The following is a 24,819-nucleotide window of genomic DNA, read 5'->3' as shown; positions in this document are numbered from 1 at the left end:
AAGCCCTCAGCCACGCAGGTAGACCGTGGCCGTCTCCGTGAAGAACTCCCGAGCGGCCGCACCCTGCTCCTTCGGTCCCAGAGCACTGGCCCCGCTGCCCCCGAACGGCACATGCAGGTCGGCGCCGGCGGATGCGGAGTTGATGTGCACCACCCCGACACGGATGTCCTCGATCGCGGCGAGCGCATCGGCGAGGCCGGTCGTGAACACCGCAGTGGAGAGCCCGTACTCGCTGTCGTTCACGAGCGCGATGCCCTCGGCGGTCGACGAGACGCGTCTGACGCCGACGACCGGCCCGAAGAGCTCCTCGCTCCACAGCTCGCCGGGATCCGTCTCGTCGAGTTCGAAGATGGACGGCGGGATGAAGTACCCATCGGCGAGCGCGCCGCTCGCGTACGGCTCCGGCGCGAACACCGCCACCGCGGACGACGAGCGCGCCCTGACGAGCGCCGCCGCGACACGATCGTGTGCACCGGCATCCACCACCGGTCCCATCTCGACCGTCGTGTCGTTGGCGTCGCCGACCACGATGGATTCGGCGCGGATCGCGAGCCTGCGCAGGAACTCGTCGGCGACGGCCTCGTGCACGATGACCCGAGACGTCGCCGTGCACTTCTGCCCGGCCGCGCGGAAGGCGCCGAGCGCCACCTGCTCCACCGCGAGGTCGAGGTCGGCATCCGCCAGCACGAGCGAGGCGTTCTTGCCGCCGAGCTCGCCCTGGAACGGGATGCCGCGGGCGGCCAGCTGCGCAGCGATGATGCGCCCGACGCGGGTGGATCCGGTGAAGGTGACGGCATCGACCTCCGGGTGCGAGACGATCGCCTCGCCCACCGACGGCGCACCGTTCACGAGGTTCAGCACGCCGGCAGGCAGCCCAGCCCGCTCGAGGGCCTCGGCGAATCGCATCGCGAGCAGCGGGACGAAGGTCGCCGGCTTCCACACGACGGTGTTGCCCCACACCAGTGCGGGGGCCAGCTTCCACGCAGGGATCGAGATCGGGAAGTTGAACGGGGTGATCGCACCGATCACGCCGACAGCGCGACGGATGACGAGGATGCGCTCCCCCTGGCTCGGCGACTCGAAGACGCCGCCGCTCTGCCGTTCGACCTCCTGGGCATGGAACCGCAGGATGTTCGCGGCATGGCCCGTCTCGCCGATCGCCTCGATCAGGGTCTTGCCCTCTTCACGGGCCAGCTCGGCACCCCACTCGTCGCGGTGCTCGTCGATGATGTCGGCCGCGCGCGACAGGATCGCCGCACGTGCGCGGGCCGGCGTCGTCCGCCAGCCGTCGAAGGCGCGGCGCGCGGCGGTGAACGCCCGGTCGACGTCATCGCCGGACGCACCGCGCCCAGTGCCGACGATGTCGGACGGACGGCTCGGGTTGACATCGACGAACGCCTCGCCGGCGCCGTCCTGCCAGGTGCCGTCGATGAAGTGGCGCAGCTGGAACTCGGTCATGATGCTCCCTCGATGGTGGTGCCGCGGAATGCGGAGAACCCGGTGATGTGCGCGCCGAGGACGAGCGTGTGGATCTCGTCCGTCCCCTCGTAGGTGCGGACGGACTCCAGGTTCGCCGCGTGCCGGAGCGGCGAGTAGTCGCCGGAGACGCCGTTGCCGCCGAGGATCGTCCGTGCCTCGCGGGCGATGGTGATCGCGGCTCTCGTGTTGCTGAGCTTCGCGACCGAGATCTGGTGCGGTTGCAGCGTGCCGGCATCCTTCAGCCGCCCGAGCCGAAGCGCGAGCAGCTGCGCCTTCTCGATCTCGACGGCCATGTCGACGAGCTTCTGCTGCGTCAGCTGGAACGCGCCGATCGGCTGGTTGAACTGCATCCGCGTGCGGGAGTACTCCAGGGCGGTTCCGTAGCTGTCGCGGGCGGCACCGATCACGCCCCAGCCGATGCCGTACCGCGCTTCGTTGAGGCATGAGAACGGCGCACGGAGGCCTCGAGCCTCAGGCAGCAGCGCGTCGGCTGGGAGCCGCACATCGGTCAGCGCGATGTCGCACTGGATCGAGGCGCGCATCGACAGCTTCGGGGCGATCGGGGTCGCCACGAATCCCTCGGTCTCCGTCGGCACGATGAAGCCGCGCACGCCTTCCTCGGTCTGCGCCCAGATGATCGCGACCTGGGCGATCGAGGCGAGCCCGATCCAGCGCTTCGCGCCGTTGAGCACCCAGTCGTTCCCCTCGCGGCGCGCGAACGTCGTCATGCTCGACGGGTCCGAGCCGGAGTTCGGCTCGGTGAGCCCGAAGCATCCGATGACCTCCCCCCGTGCCATCCTCGGGAGCCACTCCTGCTTCTGCGCCTCGCTGCCGTGCTTGTGGATCGCGCTCATCGCGAGCGACCCCTGCACGGAGACGAAGGTGCGAAGCCCGGAATCCCCTGCTTCGAGCTCCATCGCCGCGAGTCCGTACTCGACGGCGCTCCGCCCTGCGCACCCGTATCCGCTGAGATGCATGCCCAGCAGCCCGAGTTCGGCGAGCTCCGGGACGAGCTCGACCGGGAAGACCGCCCGGTCGTACCAGTCGGCGATGTTCGGGCGGATACGGGCGTCGACGAACTCGCGCACACGGTCCCGCGTGGCCCGCTCGTCGTCGGTGAGGAGCTCGTCGAAGTCGAGCAGGTCGGGAATGGCGTTCATGCTGCTGCCTCCTCGGCGGCGATGGATCGGATGGAGCTCGCCAGGATCTGCACGCCGGTCTCGAGCACGGCCTCGTCGATGACGAGTGGCGGCAGGAGCCGGATGACGTTGCCGTGCGTGCCGCACGTGAGCGTGAGGACACCGGCCGCGTGGCAGGCGGACGAGATCCGCTGGGCGAGGTCGGCGCGCGGTGCGAGGGTCACCGGATCGGCGAACTCGACGGCCATCATCGCCCCGCGTCCGCGTACCTCGGCGACGGCGGCGATCTCGTCGAGCAACGGCTCGAGGCCGTCGCGGATCGCCCGTTCGATGCGATGCACCCGCGGCAGCAGTTCGGGGTCGTCCAGGATCTCGAACACGGCGAGCGCCGCGGCGCACGCCAGCGGGTTGCCGGCATAGGTGCCGCCGAGTCCACCGGCATGCGCTGCATCCATGATCTCCGCACGCCCGGTGACGGCGCTCAGCGGAAGTCCGCCGCCGAGTGCCTTGGCGGTCAGCGTGAGGTCGCCGGCGATGCCCTCGTACTCGCTTGCGAAGAGTCGGCCGGTGCGGCCGAGCCCCGACTGGATCTCGTCGATCACGAGCACGATGCCGTGCCGATCGGCGATGTCGCGGAGGCCGGCGAGGAAGCCGGGCGCCGGCACCACGAAGCCGCCTTCACCCTGGATCGGCTCGACGACCAGTGCCGCGAAGTGATCGGCGCCGCGCTCGACGACGAGCTGCTCGAGCTCGGCGAGGGCGGCCTCTGCTCCGCCGCCGCGCAGCGGGTTGGCGTTCGGCCCTCGCACCACGTCATGGGTGAACGGTCCGAAGGACGTCTTGTACGGGTGGTCCTTCGCCGTCATGGCCAGCGTGAGCAGCGAACGTCCGTGGTACCCCTCGTCGATCACGAGCACGCCGGGACGACCGGTGTGGGCTCTGGCGATCTTCACCGCGTTCTCGACCGCCTCTGCACCGGTGCTGAACAGCGCGGTGCGCTTCTCGAAGTCGCCCGGCGTGTGCGCGTTCAGCCACTCGGCGACGCGCACGAACCCCTCGTACTCGGTCACCATGAAGCAGGTGTGGGTGAACAGCTCGAGCTGCGCGGAGACGTGCTCGCGCACGGTGGGGTTCGCGGCCCCCACGCTGGTGACGGCGATGCCGGAGGCGAGATCGATGAACGTGTTGCCGTCGACGTCCTCCAGGGTCGACGTGCCGGCGCGAGCCACGAAGACCGGCAGCGTGATGCCGAATCCGGAGGCGACCGCGGCTCGGCGCTGGTCGTGGAGTTCGCGCGATCGCGGTCCGGGGATCTCGGTGCGCAGGTACGGGACAGTCGTCATGTGCTCGAGGCTAGAAGCTCGCCACCGCACAGGCGCAGGCAGTTCGCCCAATGGTTGCATCACGGCTGTGCAGAACGCACACTGAATGCATGGTGTCTCTCGGTGAACTCGTGCAGAGCGCGGAGTCCTCGCTCCGTCCGCTCGCCCCATTCGACGGCGCGCGCACGATCTCCGGCGTCCACGTCTCCGAGCTCAGCGACCCCGGGCGCTATCTCGAGGGCGGCGAGCTGCTGCTCACCACGGGCATCCCGCTCCACGGCCAGTCCGCCGCGGCGTACGTCGACCGCCTCGCCGAGCACGGAATCGGTGCGATCGGGATCGGGTTCGGCGAGGGCTGGGACGATGCGCCGGCCGAGCTGGTCGAACGCTGCGGGATCGCCGGCATCCCGGTGTTCGCCGTCCCAGACGGCGTCCCGTTCCTCGACGTCTCCCGCGCGTTCTGGTCGATCGCAGGACGCGGTGGCCAGGAGGAGGCGCTCCGCACCGCCCACGCGCACACCCGCCTGGTCCAGGCGGCGACCGATCCCGATGCGGTCGCCGCGATCATCCGCGTCATGGCGCAGGCGATCGGTGGGTGGGTCGCCTGGCTGCCATGGGGGCAGGGGGCCGGACCGGGGATGCTGTACCCACCGTCTCTGGAGGGCATCCTGCCCGCGGTGCGCAGCGATGTGGAGCGATCACTGCTGCGATCCGGCGTCGAGGCGGCATCGTTCGTCTCGCACGGTTCGACCGTGCTCGCGCACGCGGTCGTCGTCGGCGAGCGCACGCGAGGCGCGCTCGCCCTCGGCGCGAGCCGACCACTCGGTCGCGCCGACCGCCAGCTCGCGCTGACCGCGACCGCACTGCTGCGTCTGCTGACCGCGACGCCCCGAACGGCAGCGCGCGCCGAGGGGTGGATCGCCGAGCTGGCGCTCCGTGGCGATGCCGCGGCCGCACGTGCACTGGCGTCGGCTGCGGATGTGGAGCTGCCGCTGCTCTTCGCCGTGCTCGTGGGCACCCAGGACGACCTCGGATTCCCGTTCACCGTCGAGCGCGGTGACCTGCGCCTCGCACTCCTGCCCGCCGATGAGACCGTGCACGCGAGCTCCGGCACGCTCAGCGCCGCCGTCGGGCTGGACGATGTCCCGGCTGCAGCCGCGCGCACGCTCGCACTCCATCACGCGTCGCCGGGGAGCGGTCTGCGCCGGGCACCGGAATCTCGGGCCCGGCGCTGGGTCGACGAGCTCACGCACGCCGACCCGACCCTGCTGCCCACCGTCGTCTCATTTCTCCGGCATCGACACCAGGCTGAGCGCACCGCGCGCGAGCTCGGCGTGCATCGCAACACCGTGCGCCCGCGCATCCTCGCCGCCGAACGCCTGATCGGCGTCGCACTCGACGATCCCGACGTGGCGGCCGAGCTCTGGATCGCGCTGCGCGATCAGCAGCGCTGAGGTCAGCCGTCGAGCCAGGCGCGCACCTGCGCGTCATGTTCGCCGAGTCGCGGCGGCGCGGTCGCGGTGACCGGGAGCTCGGGCGTCCATTCCAATGGAGACCGGATCTGACGCGAACGGCGTCCGTCGCTGCCGACCGCATCCCACACCGGATCGAGCCCGAGGCGCTCGGCCAGGGCGATGCCGTCGCCGATCGTGTTGACCACTCCGGCCGCGACACCGATTCGATTCAGTCGTTCCGACCATGCCGCGGCAGTGCCGTCGGCGAGCGCGTCCTCGAGTTCCGAGACCAGCGCGTCGCGATGCGCGACCCGATCGGAGTTGCTGAGGAATCGGGGGTCGGCGGCGAGTTCGGGGCGGCCCAGCTCCCCGGTCATCCTCGCGAACTGCGCATCGTTGCCGCAGGCCACCGCGATCGGCGCATCAGCGCATCGCAGGGTCTCGTACGGCGCGATCGACGGATGCCGGTTCCCCAGCCGTCCAGGCTCGACGCCCGCGCCGAGATGCGCCGACACCTGATTCACGAGAGCGGCCTGCAGGCTGGAGAGCAGATTGACCTCGATCCGCGAGCCGAGCCCGGTGCGCTCTCTCCGCCGCAGCGCGGCGAGGATGCCGATCACGGCGTCCTTCCCCGTCAGCACGTCGACGAGGGCCACGCCGGCCTTCATCGCATCGCCGCCTGTCTCACCGGTGATGTGCATCAGCCCGCCGGCGGCCTGCGCCACGAAGTCGTATCCGGGAAGCGCAGCCCCAGCGCCGAGACCGAAGCCGCTCACCGACACCGAGATCAGCTGCGGGTTCGCGGCGGACAGCGTCTCCCAGGCGAAGCCGAGCTTCTCGAAGAGCCCTGGCCGGAAGTTCTCGATCACGACGTCGCTTCGCGCGATGAGCTCGTGCGCCCGGTCACGGTCGGCCCGGTCGGTGAGGTCGAGCGCGACCGACTCCTTGCCGCGGTTGGCCGACTCGAAGTACGTGGTCATGCCGGATTCGGCATACGGCGGACCCCAGGCCCTGGTGTCGTCGCCGGTGCCCGGTCGTTCGACCTTGATCACGCGCGCGCCCAGGTCGGCGAGTGTCATCGTGGCGAGCGGTCCGGCCAGCACGCGGGAGAAATCCGCGACGACGATGCCCTCGAGCGGCGCGGTCATGCACGCACCCGCAGCGCGTGCGCCGTCGAGTCCCTGGCGACGACGGAGATCGGGAACTCGACATCGGTCCCCGTCGTCGCGCGGCCGTCGAGCAGATCGATGAGCAGTTCCGCGCAGGCGACGCCCGAGTCGCGAGGTCGCAGGTCGATCGACGTGATCGAGGGGGTGAGGAACGGGAGCGACGGGTGGTCGACGCACGAGACGACGGTGATGTCCTCGCCTATGGTCCTGCCGAGACGCCCGAGCACGGCGACGACCTCGATCGCGCTGGAGTCCGGTCCGCAGATGATCACGTCGGTCTCCGGATGCTGCTGCAGGAGTTTCTCCGTCGCCGCTCGGACCGCCGGCCACGGGGCCTCGAAGGAGATCGGGGCGATCACCGGATCGAGGCCGCGCGTCGCGCATCCCTTGCGGAATCCGGACACCAGCTGCCGGGACCAGTCCGTCGCATCAGGGGCGACGAGCAGCGCCGGATGCTGCGCTTGCGTGACGTCGACCTCGTCGAACAGCCGCAGCATCGCGGCCTCGTGCGACGACCAGACCACGCCGTCGGGAGCGCCGGCGACCTCGTCCGGCAGGTGCTCCTGCGTGACGATCGGGATGCCCGAGCCCATGAGCGACTGCAGACCGGGGTCGCCGGACAGCGGGTCGCCGATGATCAGGCCGTCGGCCCTGATGGGACGCGAGCGGCCGGACGAGAGCGATGGGCTCACGATGGTCACGTCGATGTCGTGCGCGGCCGCGCTGGTGACGATGCCGAAGGTGAACGCCATGTAGTACGACGACCTCGAGACGACCTCGGGGAGCACGATGCCGATCGTGCCGATGGCGCCGCCGCGCAAGTGCCGGGCCGCCGTGTTCACCGAGTAGCCGAGTTCGGCAGCGGCGGCCAGGACAGCGTCGCGAGTGGCCGAGGAGACCCTTCCTCCCCCGCTGAGCGCGTCGGACGCCGTGGTCTTGCCGACCCCTGCGCGCCGAGCGACATCGATCAATCGGGCACGCCGTGGCTCTTGCATGCGGCCGAGTCTAACCACACTCGGCAAGCCGTAATCCACTCGAAACAGTTCGGGTCTTGCGCCGTAACACGTTCATCGCATACTTTTGCCGGAACGTTCCGGCACGCAGACGTTCCGGCACCGACTTCCAACGGAGACTCCATGAACTGCAGCTGTTCCACGTCCGATCACGTCCAGCGCTCGCGCCGACTCGGAGACGAGTCCGGGGCGCCGTACGCGACGCTCTCGGAGCACGAGCTGCAGCGCGTGGCCGAGATCCTCCGGTCGCACGACTCGCTCGACGAGTCGCACCGCATCGCCTATGTCGGGCTCGACGAGCCCGACCGCACAGCGGTCATCGCCGGACGCCCGGTGCCCCGGCGGGCTCGCGTGCAGCTGCTCGACGTCGACAGCGGACGCGCACGCGCCGTCACGGTCGACCTCGGCACCGGCACGATCGTGAAGGATGCCGACATCGACCCGGAGATCGACGGCCAGGTGCCGCTGCTCCAGGAGGAGCACGGGATCATCCGCGAGCTCATCGGCGCCGACCGGCGCTGGGCCACGGCATTGGCCGCCCGCGGCATCGACGACCCGAGCACGGTCGCGCTGGCCGGTCTCTCCGCCGGCCGCTACCCCATCGAGGGCGAGAGCGGACGCCGACTGGCACGCGTGCTCGGTCACCACCAGCCCACCCCGCAGACCATGCCGTGGGCGCATCCGATCGACGGCCTCGTCGCGTACGTCGATCTCGCGAGCCGCACGGTCGTCGACGTGATCGACGCCGGCGTGATGCCGATCCCGCAGGAGACCGGCGACTACCACGTGCCCGGCACGTTCGGCCCGGAGCGCACGACGCAGAAGCCGATCGTCATCACGCAGCCGGAAGGTCCGAGCTTCAGCTTCGACGGCGACGTGATCTCGTGGGAGAAGTGGTCGCTGCGCATCGCCTACGACATGCGCGAGGGGCTGATCCTGCACGGCATCGGTTTCGAGGACGCAGGTCGCATCCGTCCGATCGTCCACCGCGCCTCGATCGCGGAGATGCTCGTCCCCTACGGCGACCCCGGGCCGGTGCGGTTCTGGCAGAACTACTTCGATACCGGCGAGTACCAGCTCGGGCGACTCGTGAACTCGCTCGACCTCGGCTGCGACTGCGTCGGAGACATCACCTATCTCGACGTGCCGATCGCGGACGCCCGCGGGAACGTGAAGATCCTGCCGAACGCGATCTGCATCCACGAGGAGGATGCCGGCGTGCTGTGGAAGCACACCGAGCAGTTCACGGGTTCGAGCGACGTCCGCCGCCAGCGTCGGCTGGTCATCTCCTTCTTCGTCACCGTCGGCAACTACGACTACGGCTTCTACTGGTACCTCTACCTCGACGGCAAGATCGAGTTCGAGGCCAAGGCCACCGGGCTCGTGTTCACGGCCGCCTACGACGAGCGCACCGGCCGGTTCGCGAGCGAGCTCGCCCCCGGGCTGGCGGCGCCGTACCACCAGCACCTGTTCTGCGCGCGGCTCGACATGGCGGTCGACGATGGCCCTGCCGTGATCGACGAGGTCGACGTCCGCACGCTCCCGATCGACGACGACAATCTGCACGGCAGCGCGATCGGCTTCACGACGACTCGCCTGCGCAGCGAGCAGGAAGGGCGACGCAGGGCGAACGCGACGGTCGACCGCACCTGGCGGGTGAGCAGCGCCACCGCGAAGAACCGTCTCGGCCGACCCACCTCGTACGTGCTGACCCCCGAGGGCAAGCCGGTGCTGCTCGCGCAGCCCGAATCGGTCATCGCTTCGCGTGCCCGGTTCGCGACGGCCGATCTCTGGGTCACCGCGTACGACCAGGAGGAGCGCTACCCCGCCGGCGACGTGGTGAACCAGAGCGCGCCGGAGCAGGGACTGCCCGCCTTCGTCGCGGATGACGCGTCGATCGACGGCGCCGACCTCGTGCTCTGGCACACCTTCGGTCTCACCCACTTCCCCCGCACCGAGGACTGGCCGATCATGCCGGTCGACTCGTGCGGCTTCACGCTCAAGCCCCACGACTTCTTCGACCGGAACCCGACCCTCGACGTTCCGGCATCCTCTTCCGCATGCTCCTGCGCCCACGAGGACACAGGCTCCACCGGATCCGAGCACCACCTGCATCACCTCTCTGTCCGCCCGTCGTCGCACGTCGACTGATCAGTCGTCGCCCGACATCCCGAAGGGAAACACCGACATGCACCGAGCAGCTCGAGCAGGGGTCGCGGCCGCAGCCGTCACGATCCTCGCCCTCACCGGATGCGCCTCAGGCGCGTCACCCGACACCCGACCGACCCAGGATGAGGCAGCGCCGGGCTTCCTCGCCGTCAGCGACGAGAGCGCCGCCGCCGGCGGTGAGCTCGTGGTCCAGGTCGACTACGACACCGCCGAGGCGAGCGGCCTCGACCCGCAGGGAGCGGCCACCGCCCGGTCCTGGATGCTGGAGGGCCTCTCCTACGAGACGCTCACCACGATCGATGAGAACCTCGATGTCGCGCCGAAGCTCGCGACCTCCTGGGAGATGCCGAGCGACACCGAGTACGTCTTCACCCTGGCGGACGACGCGGTGTTCTCGAACGGGCGCCCGATGACCTCGGCGGACGTCGCCGGGAGCCTGCAGCGACTCGTCGACAACCCGACGACGTGGACCGGCCAGCTCGGACCGGTCGCGTCGATCGAGGCGACCGGCGACCTCGAGGTCACGGTGACCCTGTCCACTCCCTACGCGCCGTTCCTCGCCGCACTCGCGAACACGCCGGCGGCGATCCTGCCGATGGCGGAGATCGAATCAGGAGCGCTCGACATCACGACCGAGATGGTCGGCACCGGTCCGCTGGTGGCGACCTCCCACCGTCAGGACGAGGAGTGGACGTTCGAACCCAACGAGCACCACCCGGATGCCGATTCGCTCGGCTTCTCGACCCTGACCATCGACATCGTCGGCGACGAGGCGACCCGAGCCGCGGCGCTCCGCGACGGCTCGGCTGACTTCGCCGTGCTGAACTCGATCGACTCGGCCGAGCTGCTCTCGAACGCCGACGACGTCACGGTCGTCGGTCAGAAGAACACCGACTTCCACTACCTCATGATCAACTCCCTGACCGGTGACGAGGCGCTGCAGGACGAGGACGTGCGCTTCGCGATCAACAGCGCGATCGACCGCTCGGCCATCAACGAGCTCGCGTTCGGCGGATCGACCTCCACGACCGGTGTGACGCCGGCCGGCCTCCCGGATTCGTGCCTCGCCGAAGACCTCCCGTCGGCAGCCCACGACGTCGCTGCGGCGAAGAGCGTGATCGACGGGATCGGTGGACTCGAGCTCGACCTCGTCGTCTACACGGACGAGCCGGTGCTCGCGCAGATCGCGCAGGTCATGCAGCAGAACCTCGCGGAGATCGGCGTCACCGTCGACATCCAGCAGGTCGACTACGCCACCTACACCGCCCAGGTGTACGGCGATCCCGCGGACTTCGACCTCGCGCTGAGCTGGTTCGCCGGCTACGCAGACCCCGCGATGGTGACCACGTGGTGGAACCCGGAGGTCGCCGGATTCTCCGCCGTGTTCATGCAGGGCTCCGACGAGCTCGACGGCCTGATCGCCGACGGGTATGCCACCGAGCCCGGTGCGGACAGGGCCGAGGTGTTCCAGCAGCTCTGCGCTCTCGCCGACGAGCAGAGCGAGATGGTGCCGCTGGTGCTGCGTCCGTCCACGCTCGGATGGAACACCGCCTCGCTGTCCCCGACGCTCACCAGCGACGAGGGCTACGGCAACTTCCTCCGTCACATCACCGAGTTCCGCGCCAGCTGACATGGCCGTCGCTCTGTGGTCGCTCCGGCGCATCGGCGCCGCACTGCTGACGCTCGTCGTCGTCTCGGTGCTGATCTTCGCGTCCGTGCGCCTCATGCCGGGCGACTACACCGACCTCGTCCTGGGTCCGCTCGCCACCGAGGCGCAGCGGGCCCAGGCCGTGGCCGAATCCGGTCTCTCCGATCCGGTGGTCGTGCAGTACTTCCACTGGCTGTTCGGTGTGCTGACCGGCGACCTCGGGTACTCCTTCGTCTCGAACGTGTCGGTGTCCGAGGAGTTCGCAGCCCGCCTCCCGGTCACCGCGACCATCGCGCTGCTGACGATCGTGGTCACGCTGCTCGTCGGCATCCCCCTCGGGTTCCTGGCCGCCATCCGATCCGAGGGCTCCGCCGGCGCAGTCGGCCGGATCGTGAGCGCCCTGGGCATCAGCATTCCCGAGTTCCTGCTCGCCGGGCTCGTGGTCTTCGCGGTCTCCACGCTCGGCCTCGGTGTCTCGGTCGGCCGGTTCGCTCCGTTCGATGTCGATCCGTCCCGCTTCTTCGGCGCGCTCGTGCTCCCGGTGACGGTCCTCGCGGTCGGCTGCGTCGCGGTCGTCGCACGCAACACCAGGGATGCGGTCATGAACGTGCTCGTCGAACCGCACGTGCAGGCGGCCGTCGCCCGCGGCGAGACGCCGGGGTTCATCCTGCGCCACCACGTGCTCCGCAACGCGGCGGCACCGATCCTCACGATCGTCGGCGCACTCGTGGCTGTGCTCCTCGGAGGAACGGTGATCGTGGAGTTCGTCTTCGACATCCCCGGGATGGGCTCCTACCTGCAGACGGCCCTCGGCCGACGGGACTACGCGATCGTGCAGAGCTCCGTGCTCCTCGCGGCGATCGTGTTCATCGCGGCGAGCCTCCTCGTCGATCTCATCGCCAACGCGCTGGACCCGCGTCTGCGCCTCACCGGAGGGAACCGCTGATGACCGTCGCACCCACCGCCACCCACCGCGTCCGCGCAGCGGGCGATGCGACCCGAGGCGCCTGGCGCCGCAGCGACGCCGTGCTCCGGATCGCCGTCGTGGTGCTCGGACTCATCGTCGTCCTCACCGTGATCGCCGTGTTCACCGGCGTCACCGGATCCACCAGCGCGACCGTCGGCGGTCGCCTGGAGGGGCCGTCGGCCCTGGCTCCTCTCGGCACCGACAACCTCGGCAGATCGCTGCTCCCCCGACTCTTCCAGGGCACCGCGACGACACTCGTCGTCTCGATCGTGGCGGTCCTGTGCTCCGCGTTCGTGAGCACGCTGCTCGGGATGCTCGCCGGCTACTACGGCGGCGCGGTCAACGAAGCCGTCATGCGCGTGGCCGATGTGCTCTACGCGTTCCCGGCGCTCGTCCTCGCGATCCTGGTCTCGGCACTCCTCGGACCTGGACGCCCCGCCGCGATCATCAGCATCGTGGTCATCACCATCCCCCTGATGACGCGGGTCGTGCGCATCGCGACGAGGTCGGTCGCCGAGCGCGACTTCATCGTCTCCGCGAAGATCAGCGGCGTGCGCACCCCGGTGATCTTCGCGCGCCGCCTGCTTCCGAACATCTCCGGCACGATCGCGGTGCAGGCGAGCTACGCCCTCTCCGTCGCGATCCTCGTGGAGGGCGGACTGAGCTTCCTCGGCTTCGGGGTGCAGGTGCCGGAGGCCTCACTGGGGCTGCTCATCCAACAGGGGATGCTCTACATGACGCAGACGCCGCAGCTGGTCGTCATCCCCGGCATCGTGCTGGTGATCTCGATCCTGTGCATCAACATCATCGGCGACGGACTCCGTGACCGATTCGAACCGCGAGAGACGAGGTCCCTCCGATGACCGCAATCCGCATCAGCGATCTCGCCCTGGAGTTCACCGGGGCGACCACGGTCCGCGCCCTCGACGGCGTCGACCTCGATGTCGCCGACGGCAGCTCCGTCGCGATCGTCGGAGAATCCGGCTCGGGGAAGTCCACGCTCGCAGCCGTCATCGGCCGCCTGCAGCCGCGGTCCGCGAACATCGTCCGCGGACAGCTCGAGGTCGACGGCATCGATGTCCTCGGCCTGGACGACGACGCGCTGCGGGCATACCGCCGCGACACCCTTGCCTACATCGCTCAGGACCCCATCGGCTCCCTCGACCCGACCATGCGGATCGGCGCGCAGCTGAGGCTCATCCTCCGTGCGGTCGGCGACGACGACTCCATGCCCCGCCAGGTGGAGCTGCTCGCCTCGATGCAGATCGCCGACCCCGCACGTGTCATCAGACTGTTCCCCCATCAGATCTCCGGCGGCATGGCGCAGCGCGTGGCGATCGCCATGTCGATGTGCCGTCGCCCCAAGCTGCTGATCGCCGACGAGCCGACCGCCGCACTCGACAGCCAGGTGCGCGAGGAGGTCATCCGACTCCTGTTCGCCCAGGCGCAGGAGCAGGGGACGACGATCATCTGGCTGAGCCACGATCTGCCTGCGGTCGCGCGATGGTGTGACCAGGTCGCCGTGATGTACGCCGGACGCGTCGTCGAGCGCGGGCCGGCAGCCGCAGTGCTCGGACGCCCTGCGCATCCCTACGCTCGCGCGCTGGCCGCCACCGACCCGTCCAGGGCGCGCCGCGGCGAGCGCCTCGCGAGCATCCCCGGCTCTCCCCCTGTGCTGCACGGCGAGTCCGAGGGGTGCGCGTTCGCCGCACGCTGCGCCCACCGGATCGACGCCTGCGAGGTCGTGCGTCCCGAGCCGGTGCCGCCGCGTCAGAGCCTCTGCATCCGCGCCGCCGAGCTGGTCGAGGCGGATCGTCACGCCGGCCTGATCCAGGACAAGGAGCTGTCCGCATGAGCACGGAGCAGACTGCAGCGGACGCCGGTGCCGCCCCGACGATCGAACTCGACGACGTCTGCGTCTCCTTCACCTCCGGCATCGGAGCCGGCCGACGAGAGGTCAGGGCGATGTCGCATGTGTCCTTCTCCGTGGCACCAGGACAGACCCTCGGCCTCGTGGGTGAGTCGGGCTCCGGCAAGACCACCTCCGGCGCCGTGGTCCTCGGACTGCAGCGTCCGGACTCCGGATCGGTGCGCTTCCAGGGCGCCCCGCTCGCCAGGAGCCTGCGCTCGCGGGCAGGTCGGATGCAGGCCGTGCTGCAGCATCCGCGCTGGGCACTCGATCCGCGCTCCACCGTGCTCTCCTCGGTCCTGGAGCCCGTGCTGGTGCACGAGCGTCGGAGTGCGGCGACCGAGCAGCGCGCACTGGCGATGCTCGACAGCGTCGGCCTTCCCTCCTCGTTCGCCGACCGCCGGCCGCACCAGCTCTCGGGTGGGCAGCTGCAACGGGTGAGTGTCGCGAGAGCACTGGTCACGCACCCTGCGTTCATCGTCTTCGACGAGGCCGTCAGCGCGCTCGACGTGTCGGTGCAGGCGCAGATCCTCAACCTCATCCAGGATCTGCAGGCCGAGCACGGATTCGCCGCCCTCTTCATCTCGCACGATCTCGCGGCCGTGCGGTACATCTCCCACCACGTGGCGGTGATGCGCGCCGGCGAGATCGTCGAGCACGCGCCGACCGAGGTGTTCTACGACCTGCCGAACCATCCCTATTCGCGTCAACTGTTCCAGGAGCTCTCATCGTGACCGACATCCACCGCCTCGCGCCCGTCCTCCCCGCGGGTCCGCGTCGCTCCAACGGCGACTACGCCCTCTCCCCCGTGCACGGCACCGACCGTGGACTCGTCGAGTACGACTTCCCCGGTGTGCTGCTCGGCACCGCCGAGTATGCGGAGGGACCGACCGGGGCGACGGTGCTGTCGATCCCCGCCGGCGCGCGCACCTTCAGCGACCGACGCGGTGGTGCGGTCGGCGCCAGCGGGCTCTACGGCTACAACCACGCGATCTGCCTCGCCGGCGGATCCGTGTACGGTCTCTCGGCTGTCGCCGGGGTGTCGGAGGCACTGTTCGACCGTGCAGAGCACCGGTCCGGCTTCGATCAGCTGCAGCTCGTCTCCGGCGCGATCATCTACGACTACTCGGTGCGCGACAACTCGGTGTACCCGGATGCCGCGCTCGGCAGAGCCGCACTGGACGCGGCGCGGCAGGGCGTGGTCGAGGTCGGCCGGGTCGGCGGCGGCGCCTCGGCGTCCTCCGGCAAGGTCGACCCTGCCAGGGTGGAGTTCACCGGGCAGGGCGTCGCCTTCCGTCAGGTCGGCGACGTGAAGGTGCTCGTCGTCACCGTCCTCAATCCATACGGCGTCATCCTGAACCGGCAGGGGCAGATCATCCGCGGCAACTACGACGCGACCACCGGCGAGCGCCGCCACCCGGCGCTCGACTACGAGGAGGCGATCAGCGAATCGCGGCTCGTCGACTCCATGTCCGGCAACACGACCATCACGGCGGTCGTGACGAACGTGCAGCTGTCCGACGTCGAGCTGAAGCAGTTCGGCCTGCAGGTGCACAGCTCGATGCATCGCGGCATCCAGCCCTTCCACACGCCGCTCGACGGCGACACCCTGTTCGCGCTGACCACCGACGAGGTCGCGCTGCCCGCTGACCCCGGCACCTCGCGCGGTCGACTGTCGCTCAACTCCACCGCGGTCGCGACGCTCGCCGGTGAGACGGCGTGGGACGCGATCCTCTGCGCGGCCGGCTGACCGTGTACGAGTTCGAGAAGTACCCCGCCCCGTCGCAGCACGAGGTGAACGAGCTCGTGCGGCGGCATCCGTTCGCGCTCATCGTGTCGAACGGCGGCGGCGCGTCCGGCGCGCCGACGGCGACCCACACCCCGATCATCATCGAGCGGATGGCAGCGGACGGCGGCTTCGTCGGCGGCGAGCTGCTCGGTCACATCGCGCGCAAGAACCCGCAGTGGCAGCAGCTGTCCGACGGTGACCCGGTGCTGCTGATCTTCTCCGGACCGCACGACTACGTCTCCCCGACGACCTACGCCGACGACCCGAACGTGCCGACCTGGGACTACGCGGCGGTGCACCTCACCGCACGGGTCACGGTGCTCGAGGGCGCGGAGGACGGCATGCACGTGGTGACGCGGACGGTCGAGGACCTCGAGGCGCTCGAGCCGACCGCCTGGGACATGACGAGCTCCCTGCCGACGTTCGAGCGCATCGTCGGCGGGATCGTGTCGTTCCGGTTCGAGATCCTCGAGCAGCGGGCGGTGTTCAAGGTCAGCCAGGACAAGCCGCGCGAGGTGCGGCAACGGGTGGCGGCGGCATCTCGTGCACGCGGCTGCCCCTACGGCGATGTCGCCGAGCTCGTCGAGCGCATCGGAGGCGACGCGTGATCGTGCACGAGTGGACCTCGGAATCGTCCGACGTGCGGAGCGAGGGCCGCCGGTTCGGCGAGCACTGGGCGCCACAGCTGCGTGCAGCGCGTGACGCCTACCTGCGCCTGTTCGAGCAGTCCGGAGTCTCGGCCGAGCGGGCGCGCACGATCGCGGACGAGTGCGGGGATGCAGTCAGTGCCGTAGCACCGGAGATCGCTGCCGAGTTCCGCGGCGTTGCGGAGGGCAGCGGCCTGTCGCTCACCGACGTGCAGCTGCTCACCGCGCGGACCGAGATCCTGGCGCGCATGACCCCCTCGATGGAGTGCTCCACCGTCGTGCATGTGCCGTCGGATGCGACTCCCCCGCGCACGCTGCAGACGTGGGACTGGCACGAGACCCTGTCGAACGAGACGGTCGTCCGCCGGCTGCACGCAGCCTCCGGGGCCCGCGTCGTGACCTTCGCGGAGTTCGGCCAGCCCGCCAAGATCGGCGTCAACGACCGCGGTCTCGGCCTGCACTTCAACATCCTCCATCACCGCAGCGACGGGAGAGGCCAGGGGGTGCCGGTGCACGTGCTGGCCCGGATGATCCTCGACCGCGCGAGCACGGTGGCCGACGCGGCAGACATCGCCCGCAGCATCCCACTGGCTGCATCGAGCGTGTTGACCGTGGTGGCGTTCGACGGCCGGACGCCCGAGGCGGCGTGCATCGAGGTCGCGCCGGCGGGCGTCGCGGTGCTCGCGGCAGAGCGGGGAAGCACGATCGCGCACACGAACCACTTCCTCGACGAGACGCTCGCCGCCGGTGAGTACTCGCCGTACGAGACGACGAGCGTGCCGAGATATCAGTGCCTGACGGATGCAGCGGAGGACGCCCGGATCATCGACGACCGCGAGCGGGCACTGGCGTTCGGCGCCATCCCCGACACGCCGATCTCGGTGCGGGCGCGCCCGGAGCAACCGGAGCACCTGCGCTGGGAGACGAAGCTCACCGTGGCGCTCGACGTCGCGCGCGGTGCGATCGAGTTCGCCGCCGCCGCACCGAGCGACGTCGCGGGCTCGCACTGGCGCAGGGTCGCCGTGCCGGACGATCAGACCGGGTGATGGCCGACGTCCTGCACCTCGGCACGCTCGTGCTGGCGGCGGTCGGCGTCTGCGCGCTCGCGGGTTCGCCGAGCCGTTCGGCCGCGCCGGAGCTCCTGGCCGCGCTGCTCATGCTGCTCGGCATGGCTGACGCCATGACGCTCTCGCTGTTCCCACCGGTGGCCTGGTTCGCGCTCATGCTCGTGGCGGCTCTCGCACTCGCCGCCGTTCGCCGGGCGTCGGCGACCTCGACGGCGCACCAGGGCCCTGCGCCGCTGTCCGCGCACCTCGCGCTGGGACTCGTCGCCACCGGTGTGCTCGTGCTGCTCATGCCCACGATGGCGCCGACGCCGCGCGCCGTGGCCGGGTCGCACGCGCACGCTGCAGCTGCGGCGCTTCCGCAGCTCCTGAGCGCCGCGGTGTGCGGAGGCACGATCATCCTCGCGGTGATCGCCCTCCGCGCTCGTCCGTCCTGGTCGCACCGGGTGCATCACATCACGATGGCGGCATCCACGGTTGCGATGGGCGCGATCGTCGCAACATGAGACGAGGCTCGGGGCGACTGACCCCGAGCCTCGTGTATCAGGCGATGCCGCGTCTCTCAGTGGAAGAAGTGACGCTCTCCGGTGAAGAACATGGTCACGCCGGCCTTGCGGGCGGCGTCCACGACCTCGCCGTCGCGCACGGATCCGCCTGGCTGCACGATCGCGGTCACGCCCGCGTCGATCAGCACCTGCGCGCCGTCGGCGAAGGGGAAGAACGCGTCGGACGATGCGACCGATCCGGCTGCACGGTCACCGGCACGCTCGACCGCGAGGCGGCACGAGTCGACGCGGTTGACCTGGCCCATGCCGACACCGACCGTCGCGTTGTCCTTCGCGAGCACGATCGCGTTCGACTTGACCGCGCGGCAGGCCTTCCACGCGAAGATGAGATTCTCCATCTCCTCATCGCTCGGGCGATCGCCGGAGACGAGCTCCCAGTTCTTGGCGACGGACACGATGTCGGCGGGGAACCGGTCGGCATCCTGCAGCAGCAGTCCGCCGGAGACGAGACGAACGTCCATGCGCTCCTGCTGCCAGTCCTCCGGCAGCTGCAGCAGCCGCAGGTTCTTCTTGGCCTTGAACACCTCGAGCGCTGCCGGCTCGAACGACGGGGCGACGATGACCTCGGTGAAGATGTCCTTCAGGTTCTCGGCCATCTTCAGCGTCACCGTGCCGTTCGCGGCGATCACTCCGCCGTAGGCGGACACCGGGTCGCACTCGTGGGCGCGCAGGTGCGCGCTGGCGATCGGGTCGAGCGCGTTCGGTGCGGTCGTGGCGATGCCGCACGGGTTCGCGTGCTTGATGATCGCGACGGCCGGCTTCACCATGTCGTAGGCGGCACGCAGCGCGGCATCCGCGTCGACGTAGTTGTTGTACGACATCTCCTTGCCCTGCAGCTGCGTGGCCTGGGCGATGCCGTGGCCGCCTGCGCGGGTGTAGATCGCGCCGCGCTGGTGCGAGTTCTCGCCGTAGCGGAGCGTCGCGAGGCGCTCCGCCTGGATCGTCAGGTGCGCCGGCAGATCGCCGTCGGCGTTCAGCGTGCCCTCGGCGAACCACGACGCGACCGCCGTGTCGTAGGCGGCGGTGTGCGCGAAGGCTCGGGCCGCGAGCTCGCGGCGCTGCGACAGCGTGGTGCCACCGTCGGCGATCGCCGCGACGACCGCGGGGTACGACTGGGGCGAGACGACGATCGCGACGTTCGCGTGGTTCTTCGCGGCCGCGCGCACCATGGCGGGGCCGCCGATGTCGATCTGCTCGACCACGTCGTCGCCCTGGGCGCCGGAGGCGACGGTCTCGACGAATGGGTACAGGTTCACGACCACCAGGTCGAATGGCGTGATGTCGAGCTCCTGGAGCTGACGCTCGTGGTCTTCCAGGCGCAGGTCGGCGAGCAGTCCGCCGTGGATCTTCGGGTGCAGCGTCTTCACGCGCCCGTCGAGCATCTCGGCGACGCCGGTGACGGCGGCGACATCGGTGACCTCGTAGCCTGCCTCGCGGATCGTGGCGGCGGTCGAGCCGGTCGAGACGATCTCGGCGCCGGCGTCGGCCAGGGCCGCGGCGAGCGAGAGCAGGTCGCTCTTGTCGCTCACCGAGACGAGGGCGCGACGGATCGGCACCGTGTCGCGTTCGCGGTAGAGCGAGTGGTCGTGGCGGGGGCCGGCCATGATGGGCTCCTTCGTGCGTGAGGGCGTTGGGGGAAGTCGGTCAGGATGCGGAGGTCAATGCGAGCTCGCCGGTCGCGATGCCGCGGACGACGTCGATCAACAGGCGTCGTTCGACGGGCTTGATGCGCTCGTGGAGGCTGTGCTCGGTGTCGCCGGGGACGATCTCGATGCGCTCCTGCGCCAGGATCGGTCCGGTGTCGACGCCGTCGTCCACGACGATGACGCTCGCGCCGGTCCTGGTCGCCCCCGAGGACAGCGCATCGCGCACACCGTGCGCGCCGGGGAACTCGGGCAGGAACGCCGGGTGCGTGTTGATCAGGCGCGGCGAGTAGCGTGCCACGAGCGACGGCGGCAGCAGCCGCATGAGACCGCTGAGCACGACCAGGTCAGGGGACCAGACGTCGATCTGTCTGGCGAGTTCCTCGCCCCAGGCCTCGCGGCTCTCGTGCTCGTGCCACGGGACGGTGAAGCTGGGGATGCCGAACTCCTCCGCGTGGGCGAGGCCGTCGGCTTCGCGGTCGGCGCCGACGACGACCACCCGCGCAGGAAAATCGGGATGGCGAGCAGCCTCGAGGAGGGCGCGAAGGTTCGAGCCGGTGCCCGAGATGAGAACGGCGACCGTGAGCACGCGCCAAGTCTACCCGGGGCCGACGGGCCGCTCCGTCCGTGCGTCAGTCGCGCCGATCGCTGACCGAGCGGCGTGTCAGTCCCGTGGCTCCCCCGGCGGGCGGAACCGATCGAGATCGAGCGGCGCCGTGTCGTCCGCTGATCCGATCGGCACCTCGGCCGTCTCGTCGTCGGCAGGCCACGCGGCGGGTGTCGGCCAGGCCGTCGCGCCGGGCGCCACCTCGTCCCACGACGACACCGTGGTCATCTCGGCGTTCCAGCGGTCTGTGCGCTCCTCGGCGAGCTCGTCCCGGTGTCGGGGCGCGAGCAGCAGGATCGCGGCGCCGAGCAGCACCTCGGCGCCGAGCGCGAGCGCGAACGGCAGCGGAGCCGGCCCGACCTCGGTCAGCCGCCCTGGCCCGATCGAGCCGGATGCCAGCACGGCCACGAGTGCTGCGAGACCAGCGGTCACGACTCCGATGCCGCCGGCGATGGCAGCACGAGGTGCCATGGTGAGCGGCGTGCCCTCCCAGACCAGCCGGGAGCGCACCGCCCACCCCGCGAACGCACCGGCGCCGACCGGGACCAGGATGACGATCAGCATCCAGATCGAGCTGTTCTCGGGCAGCAGACCGAAGATCGGGATGCCGGGGACCACGCCGAGCTGCGTGCCGGCCGGCGAGACCGCGGTGCCGACGCCGACCGCGAACCCGGGGCCGGCGAGCCAGGAGACAGCCCAGACGATCATGGTCGGCAGGTAGACGAGCTGCCCGAGCGTCATGATGACCGCGCCCAGCGCGTCGACGCGAGCGGACTGGAACAGTGCGACGACCTCGCCGCCACGCAGCAGCGTCATCACCGCGACGGCGAGCGCACCGGCACCGAGCACGGCGACCAGCACGAAGGCGGTGCCACGGACGATCGCGGCCGGCACCGGCCCCCAGTCGCCCCAGGAGTCGACGAGATCATGCAGCGCGTCGAGCACACCGCCGTCGCCGTCCTCCCAGGCGATGCGCACGGCGCCGAACAGCGCGCCGACCAGGTACGCGGCGGCGGGCAGCACGATGGCGAGCACGAGCGGGGTCTCGGCCGCCGCCACGTGCGACGTGAACGCGACCAGCGCGCTGATCGCGGCGAACACGATCGCGCCGGAGAGCACCCCGGTCGCCCAGGCGCCCGCCTTCGCGGCCCTGGCACCTGATCGCGCCGCGAACAGCACCGTGAACAGCAGGAAGGCCAGCGGGGTGATCGAAACCGTGAACGCTGCGGCCTCTGCGGGGATCGCGAGGGCGACGATGAGCTCGGGCGGGATCGCCACGTCGATCGGCGCACCGTGGCCGAAGGCCCAGAGCGTGCCGGTGAGCGGCCAGAGGGCACCCCAGTCGGCGGTGATGCCGAATGCGAGGGTCCACAGCAGGGTCAGCGGCGCGAGGAGCACGACGAGACCGACGGCGGCCGCGATGGCGGCGTCGATGGCAGCGAGGAGCGCGACGAGGAGGCGTTGCATAGCGTTTCGAGACTACGACGAGAACCCGAGGGCGACCCGGGGGCGCGCGCGGGTGCGGGCGACACGATATCGTCTCCTCCGGAGGTTCCCCCGATGACAACTGCCCCGTCCCCTGCTCCCGCGACCGCGGAGCCCAAGAACGCATTCGACCGATTCTTCGAGATCAGCAAACGCGGATCCACCGTCGGCACCGAGGTCCGAGGCGGTCTGGTGACCTTCGTCACCATGGCCTACATCGTGATCCTCAACCCGATCATTCTCACCGGCGCCGCCGATGTCGATGGGACGACGCTGGACTTCAGCGCCGTCGGCGCCGCGACCGCGCTGACCGCCGGTGTCATGACGATCCTGTTCGGTCTCGTCACGCGGCTGCCGTTCGGCTTCGCCGCCGGCCTCGGCATCAACGCCTTCGTCGCCTTCTCCGTCGTCGGCCAGGTCACCTGGGCCGAGGCGATGGCGCTCGTGATGATCAACGGCATCGTGATCGTGCTGCTGGCCGCCACCGGTCTGCGCAAGCTGATCTTCGACGCCGTGCCGTTCCAGCTGAAGATCGCCATCACGGTCGGCATCGGCTTCTTCATCGCCTTCATCGGCTTCGTGAACTCCGGGTTCGTCACCGCGACCGGAGCCGCATCGCCCCCGGTCGGGCTCGGCATCGCCGGCTCGATCGCGACCGTCCCCACCGTGCTGTTCGTCGCGACGCTGATCCTCACCGGCATCCTCGTGGCCCGCAAGGTCAAGGGCGGCCTGCTGATCGGTCTCGTCTCCGGCACAGTGCTGGCTGTGATCGTCGAGGCGATCTGGCACCTCGGTCCGCAGATCGGCGCCGACGGCGAGCTCAACCCCGGCGGCTGGAGCCTGACCGTCCCCGCGCTCACCGGCTCGCCCGTCAGCTTCCCCGACCTCAGCCTGATCGGTGCTGTCGACTTCGGGTTCGACTTCAACAAGGTCAGCCTCGTCGCCCTCGTCATGATCGTGTTCACGCTCGTGTTCTCGAACTTCTTCGACGCCATGGGCACCATGACCGGTCTCGCGAAGGAAGCCGGTCTCGCCGACGAGAAGGGCGACTTCCCGCGGATCAAGTCGGCGCTGATCGTCGAGGGTGTCGGCGCGATCGCCGGTGGCGCCACCTCGTCGTCCTCGAGCACGGTGTTCATCGAGTCCGGCGCCGGCATCGGCGAAGGAGCTCGCACGGGCCTCGCGAACGTCGTGACCGGTGCGATCTTCCTGCTGGCGATGTTCCTCACGCCGCTGACCTCGATCGTCCCGACCGAGATCGCCGCCGCCGCGCTCGTGATCGTCGGAGCCATGATGATGGCGCAGATCAAGTACATCGATCTGGGCGACTTCAGCGTGCTGCTGCCGGTGTTCCTCACCGTCACGGTGATGCCGCTGACCTACTCGATCGCCAACGGCATCGGTGCGGGCTTCGTGAGCTGGGTTCTGGTGCAGGCGCTGTCCGGCAAGGCCAGGAAGGTCAGCCCGCTGCTCTGGGTCGTCGCAGCCGGATTCGTGCTGTTCTTCGCTCGCGGTCCGATCGAGGCCCTGTTCGGCGTCGCGGTCTGACGCACGGAATCGGAGAGGGGCGGATGCTGCGGCATCCGCCCCTCTCTCGTGTCAGCGGCACTCCCCCGGCGGCCACACCGAACTTCTGCGGCCTGTTGGGCGCGGGAAGGCCGCAGAACGTGGGATCGGCCGTCGAAGTTCAGCCACCAGGGCATGAAAGAAGGCCCCAGAGTGGAGTCCGGGGCCTTCAGTTCAAGCGTAACTCAGATCAGAGCGCTTCGACAATCGCACGCATCAGGTCAGCGGTCTCGGACGGCGTCTTGCCGACCTTGACACCGGCGGCCTCGAGGGCCTCCTTCTTGGCCTGAGCGGTACCGGCGGAGCCGGAGACGATCGCACCGGCGTGCCCCATGGTCTTGCCCTCGGGTGCCGTGAAGCCCGCGACGTAGCCGACGACCGGCTTCGTGACGTGCGCCTTGATGTAGTCGGCCGCGCGCTCCTCGGCGTCGCCGCCGATCTCACCGATCATCACGATGGCCTTGGTCTCGGGGTCGGCCTCGAACGCGGCGAGCGCGTCGATGTGCGTGGTGCCGATGACCGGGTCGCCGCCGATGCCGATGGCGGTCGAGAAGCCGAGGTCGCGCAGCTCGAACATCATCTGGTAGGTCAGGGTGCCCGACTTCGACACGAGGCCGATCGGTCCCTTGCCGGTGATGTTCGCCGGCGTGATGCCGACGAGCGCCTCACCGGGCGTGATGATGCCGGGGCAGTTCGGTCCGATGATGCGGGTCGTGTTGCCCTTGCTCTGCGCGTAGGCCCAGGCCTCGGCCGAGTCTCCGACCGGCACGCCCTCGGTGATGACGACGAGCAGCGGGATCTCGGCGTCGATGGCCTCGATCATCGCGTCCTTCGTGAAAGCACCGGGGACGAAGGCGATCGACACGTCTGCGCCGGTCTCCTTCATGGCCTCGGCGACCGAGGCGAAGACGGGCAGCTCGACGGCGTTGCCGTCCTTGTCGGTGTGCGAGACCGTGGTGCCGGCCTTGCGGGCGTTCACGCCGCCGACGACCTGGGTGCCGGCCTTGAGCATCAGTGCGGTGTGCTTGGTGCCCTCGCCGCCGGTGATGCCCTGGACGATGACCTTGGAGTCCTTGTTGAGGTAGATCGACATTCTTCTAGTCCTTCAGTCTCAGGCGTTGGCGAGCTCGGCGGCCTTGTCGGCGCCCTCGTCCATCGTGGCGGCCAGGGTGACGAGCGGGTG

At 69.9% G+C, this 24,819-nt stretch carries 21 protein-coding genes; 12 read left to right on the top strand and 9 right to left on the bottom strand.

Features of this window, described 5'->3' with window-relative positions:
• Positions 1-6 precede the first annotated feature (6 nt).
• From V7Z82_RS16865 to gabT, 3 genes are read right to left on the bottom strand one after another with little or no spacing between them, the layout of a single operon-like run.
• On the bottom strand, positions 7-1,458 hold the full coding sequence (locus V7Z82_RS16865) for an aldehyde dehydrogenase family protein (RefSeq protein WP_334152877.1): 1,452 nt from the start codon (positions 1,456-1,458) through the stop codon (positions 7-9).
• Positions 1,455-2,639, bottom strand: a complete 1,185-nt coding sequence (locus tag V7Z82_RS16860; protein WP_334152876.1) for an acyl-CoA dehydrogenase family protein — start codon at positions 2,637-2,639, stop codon at positions 1,455-1,457. The genes V7Z82_RS16865 and V7Z82_RS16860 overlap by 4 nt, the downstream gene beginning before the upstream one ends.
• Complete coding sequence (gene gabT, locus V7Z82_RS16855) at positions 2,636-3,961, bottom strand: 4-aminobutyrate--2-oxoglutarate transaminase (RefSeq protein ID WP_334152875.1); 1,326 nt, start codon at positions 3,959-3,961, stop codon at positions 2,636-2,638. Before gabT ends, V7Z82_RS16860 begins: the two co-directional genes overlap by 4 nt.
• An 89-nt stretch (positions 3,962-4,050) precedes the next feature.
• Between gabT and V7Z82_RS16850 the strand changes: the two genes are divergently transcribed.
• The gene (locus V7Z82_RS16850; protein ID WP_334152873.1) at positions 4,051-5,394 is read left to right on the top strand and encodes a PucR family transcriptional regulator ligand-binding domain-containing protein; all 1,344 of its coding nucleotides are present in this window, start codon (positions 4,051-4,053) and stop codon (positions 5,392-5,394) included.
• A gap of 2 nt (positions 5,395-5,396) precedes the next feature.
• Here the strand turns inward: V7Z82_RS16850 and V7Z82_RS16845 are convergent, their stop codons facing one another.
• Positions 5,397-6,542: a CaiB/BaiF CoA transferase family protein gene (locus V7Z82_RS16845; RefSeq protein ID WP_334152871.1), complete on the bottom strand. Its 1,146-nt coding sequence runs from the start codon at positions 6,540-6,542 to the stop codon at positions 5,397-5,399.
• Positions 6,539-7,558 (bottom strand): LacI family DNA-binding transcriptional regulator, encoded by a 1,020-nt coding sequence (locus V7Z82_RS16840; protein ID WP_334152870.1) that lies wholly within the window; start codon positions 7,556-7,558, stop codon positions 6,539-6,541. The genes V7Z82_RS16845 and V7Z82_RS16840 overlap by 4 nt, the downstream gene beginning before the upstream one ends.
• Before the next feature lie 141 nt (positions 7,559-7,699).
• Here V7Z82_RS16840 and V7Z82_RS16835 point away from each other — a divergent pair, with 141 nt between their 5' ends.
• Genes V7Z82_RS16835 through V7Z82_RS16790 form a run of 10 tightly spaced genes read left to right on the top strand, consistent with a single transcriptional unit; the run spans position 7,700 to position 18,275 of the window.
• Positions 7,700-9,727, top strand: coding sequence for a primary-amine oxidase (locus V7Z82_RS16835; protein WP_334152869.1), 2,028 nt, complete (start codon positions 7,700-7,702; stop codon positions 9,725-9,727).
• Positions 9,728-9,764: 37 nt separating this feature from the next.
• A complete protein-coding gene (locus V7Z82_RS16830; RefSeq protein ID WP_334152868.1) occupies positions 9,765-11,375 on the top strand; it encodes an ABC transporter substrate-binding protein in 1,611 nt (536 codons plus the stop codon).
• Between the two features lies 1 nt (position 11,376).
• Positions 11,377-12,339, top strand: a complete 963-nt coding sequence (locus V7Z82_RS16825; RefSeq protein WP_334152867.1) for an ABC transporter permease — start codon at positions 11,377-11,379, stop codon at positions 12,337-12,339.
• Positions 12,339-13,223 carry an ABC transporter permease gene (locus V7Z82_RS16820; RefSeq protein ID WP_334152866.1) on the top strand — a complete coding sequence of 295 codons (885 nt, stop codon included), beginning with the start codon at positions 12,339-12,341 and terminating at the stop codon, positions 13,221-13,223. Before V7Z82_RS16825 ends, V7Z82_RS16820 begins: the two co-directional genes overlap by 1 nt.
• Entirely contained in the window at positions 13,220-14,215 is a 996-nt protein-coding gene (locus V7Z82_RS16815; RefSeq protein ID WP_334152864.1) for an ABC transporter ATP-binding protein, read from the top strand. Before V7Z82_RS16820 ends, V7Z82_RS16815 begins: the two co-directional genes overlap by 4 nt.
• A complete protein-coding gene (locus tag V7Z82_RS16810) occupies positions 14,212-15,003 on the top strand; it encodes an ATP-binding cassette domain-containing protein (protein WP_334152863.1) in 792 nt (263 codons plus the stop codon). The genes V7Z82_RS16815 and V7Z82_RS16810 overlap by 4 nt, the downstream gene beginning before the upstream one ends.
• Positions 15,000-16,019: a P1 family peptidase gene (locus V7Z82_RS16805; protein WP_334152862.1), complete on the top strand. Its 1,020-nt coding sequence runs from the start codon at positions 15,000-15,002 to the stop codon at positions 16,017-16,019. The genes V7Z82_RS16810 and V7Z82_RS16805 overlap by 4 nt, the downstream gene beginning before the upstream one ends.
• Positions 15,989-16,666: an FMN-binding negative transcriptional regulator gene (locus V7Z82_RS16800; RefSeq protein WP_334152861.1), complete on the top strand. Its 678-nt coding sequence runs from the start codon at positions 15,989-15,991 to the stop codon at positions 16,664-16,666. Before V7Z82_RS16805 ends, V7Z82_RS16800 begins: the two co-directional genes overlap by 31 nt.
• On the top strand, positions 16,663-17,751 hold the full coding sequence (locus V7Z82_RS16795; protein WP_334152860.1) for a C45 family peptidase: 1,089 nt from the start codon (positions 16,663-16,665) through the stop codon (positions 17,749-17,751). Before V7Z82_RS16800 ends, V7Z82_RS16795 begins: the two co-directional genes overlap by 4 nt.
• Positions 17,751-18,275, top strand: a complete 525-nt coding sequence (locus V7Z82_RS16790) for a hypothetical protein (RefSeq protein ID WP_334152859.1) — start codon at positions 17,751-17,753, stop codon at positions 18,273-18,275. The genes V7Z82_RS16795 and V7Z82_RS16790 overlap by 1 nt, the downstream gene beginning before the upstream one ends.
• 56 nt (positions 18,276-18,331) lie before the next feature.
• Here the strand turns inward: V7Z82_RS16790 and purH are convergent, their stop codons facing one another.
• From purH to V7Z82_RS16775, 3 genes are all read right to left on the bottom strand, one after another.
• Positions 18,332-19,939: a bifunctional phosphoribosylaminoimidazolecarboxamide formyltransferase/IMP cyclohydrolase gene (gene purH / locus V7Z82_RS16785; RefSeq protein ID WP_334152858.1), complete on the bottom strand. Its 1,608-nt coding sequence runs from the start codon at positions 19,937-19,939 to the stop codon at positions 18,332-18,334.
• A gap of 40 nt (positions 19,940-19,979) precedes the next feature.
• Positions 19,980-20,567: a phosphoribosylglycinamide formyltransferase gene (purN, locus tag V7Z82_RS16780; protein ID WP_334152857.1), complete on the bottom strand. Its 588-nt coding sequence runs from the start codon at positions 20,565-20,567 to the stop codon at positions 19,980-19,982.
• 75 nt (positions 20,568-20,642) lie between these two features.
• Positions 20,643-22,052, bottom strand: coding sequence for a cell division protein PerM (locus V7Z82_RS16775; protein ID WP_334152855.1), 1,410 nt, complete (start codon positions 22,050-22,052; stop codon positions 20,643-20,645).
• Between the two features lie 93 nt (positions 22,053-22,145).
• Between V7Z82_RS16775 and V7Z82_RS16770 the strand changes: the two genes are divergently transcribed.
• Positions 22,146-23,618 carry an NCS2 family permease gene (locus V7Z82_RS16770; protein WP_334152853.1) on the top strand — a complete coding sequence of 491 codons (1,473 nt, stop codon included), beginning with the start codon at positions 22,146-22,148 and terminating at the stop codon, positions 23,616-23,618.
• Between the two features lie 208 nt (positions 23,619-23,826).
• Here the strand turns inward: V7Z82_RS16770 and sucD are convergent, their stop codons facing one another.
• Positions 23,827-24,729, bottom strand: coding sequence for a succinate--CoA ligase subunit alpha (gene sucD / locus V7Z82_RS16765; RefSeq protein ID WP_045252499.1), 903 nt, complete (start codon positions 24,727-24,729; stop codon positions 23,827-23,829).
• Positions 24,730-24,819: the final 90 nt, after the last annotated feature.

This window comes from Microbacterium sp. (genome assembly GCF_036823965.1).
Classification (GTDB): domain Bacteria; phylum Actinomycetota; class Actinomycetes; order Actinomycetales; family Microbacteriaceae; genus Microbacterium.
The sequence above is the reverse complement of the archived record's forward strand: the minus strand, read 5'-3'. Positions and strand labels throughout refer to the sequence as shown.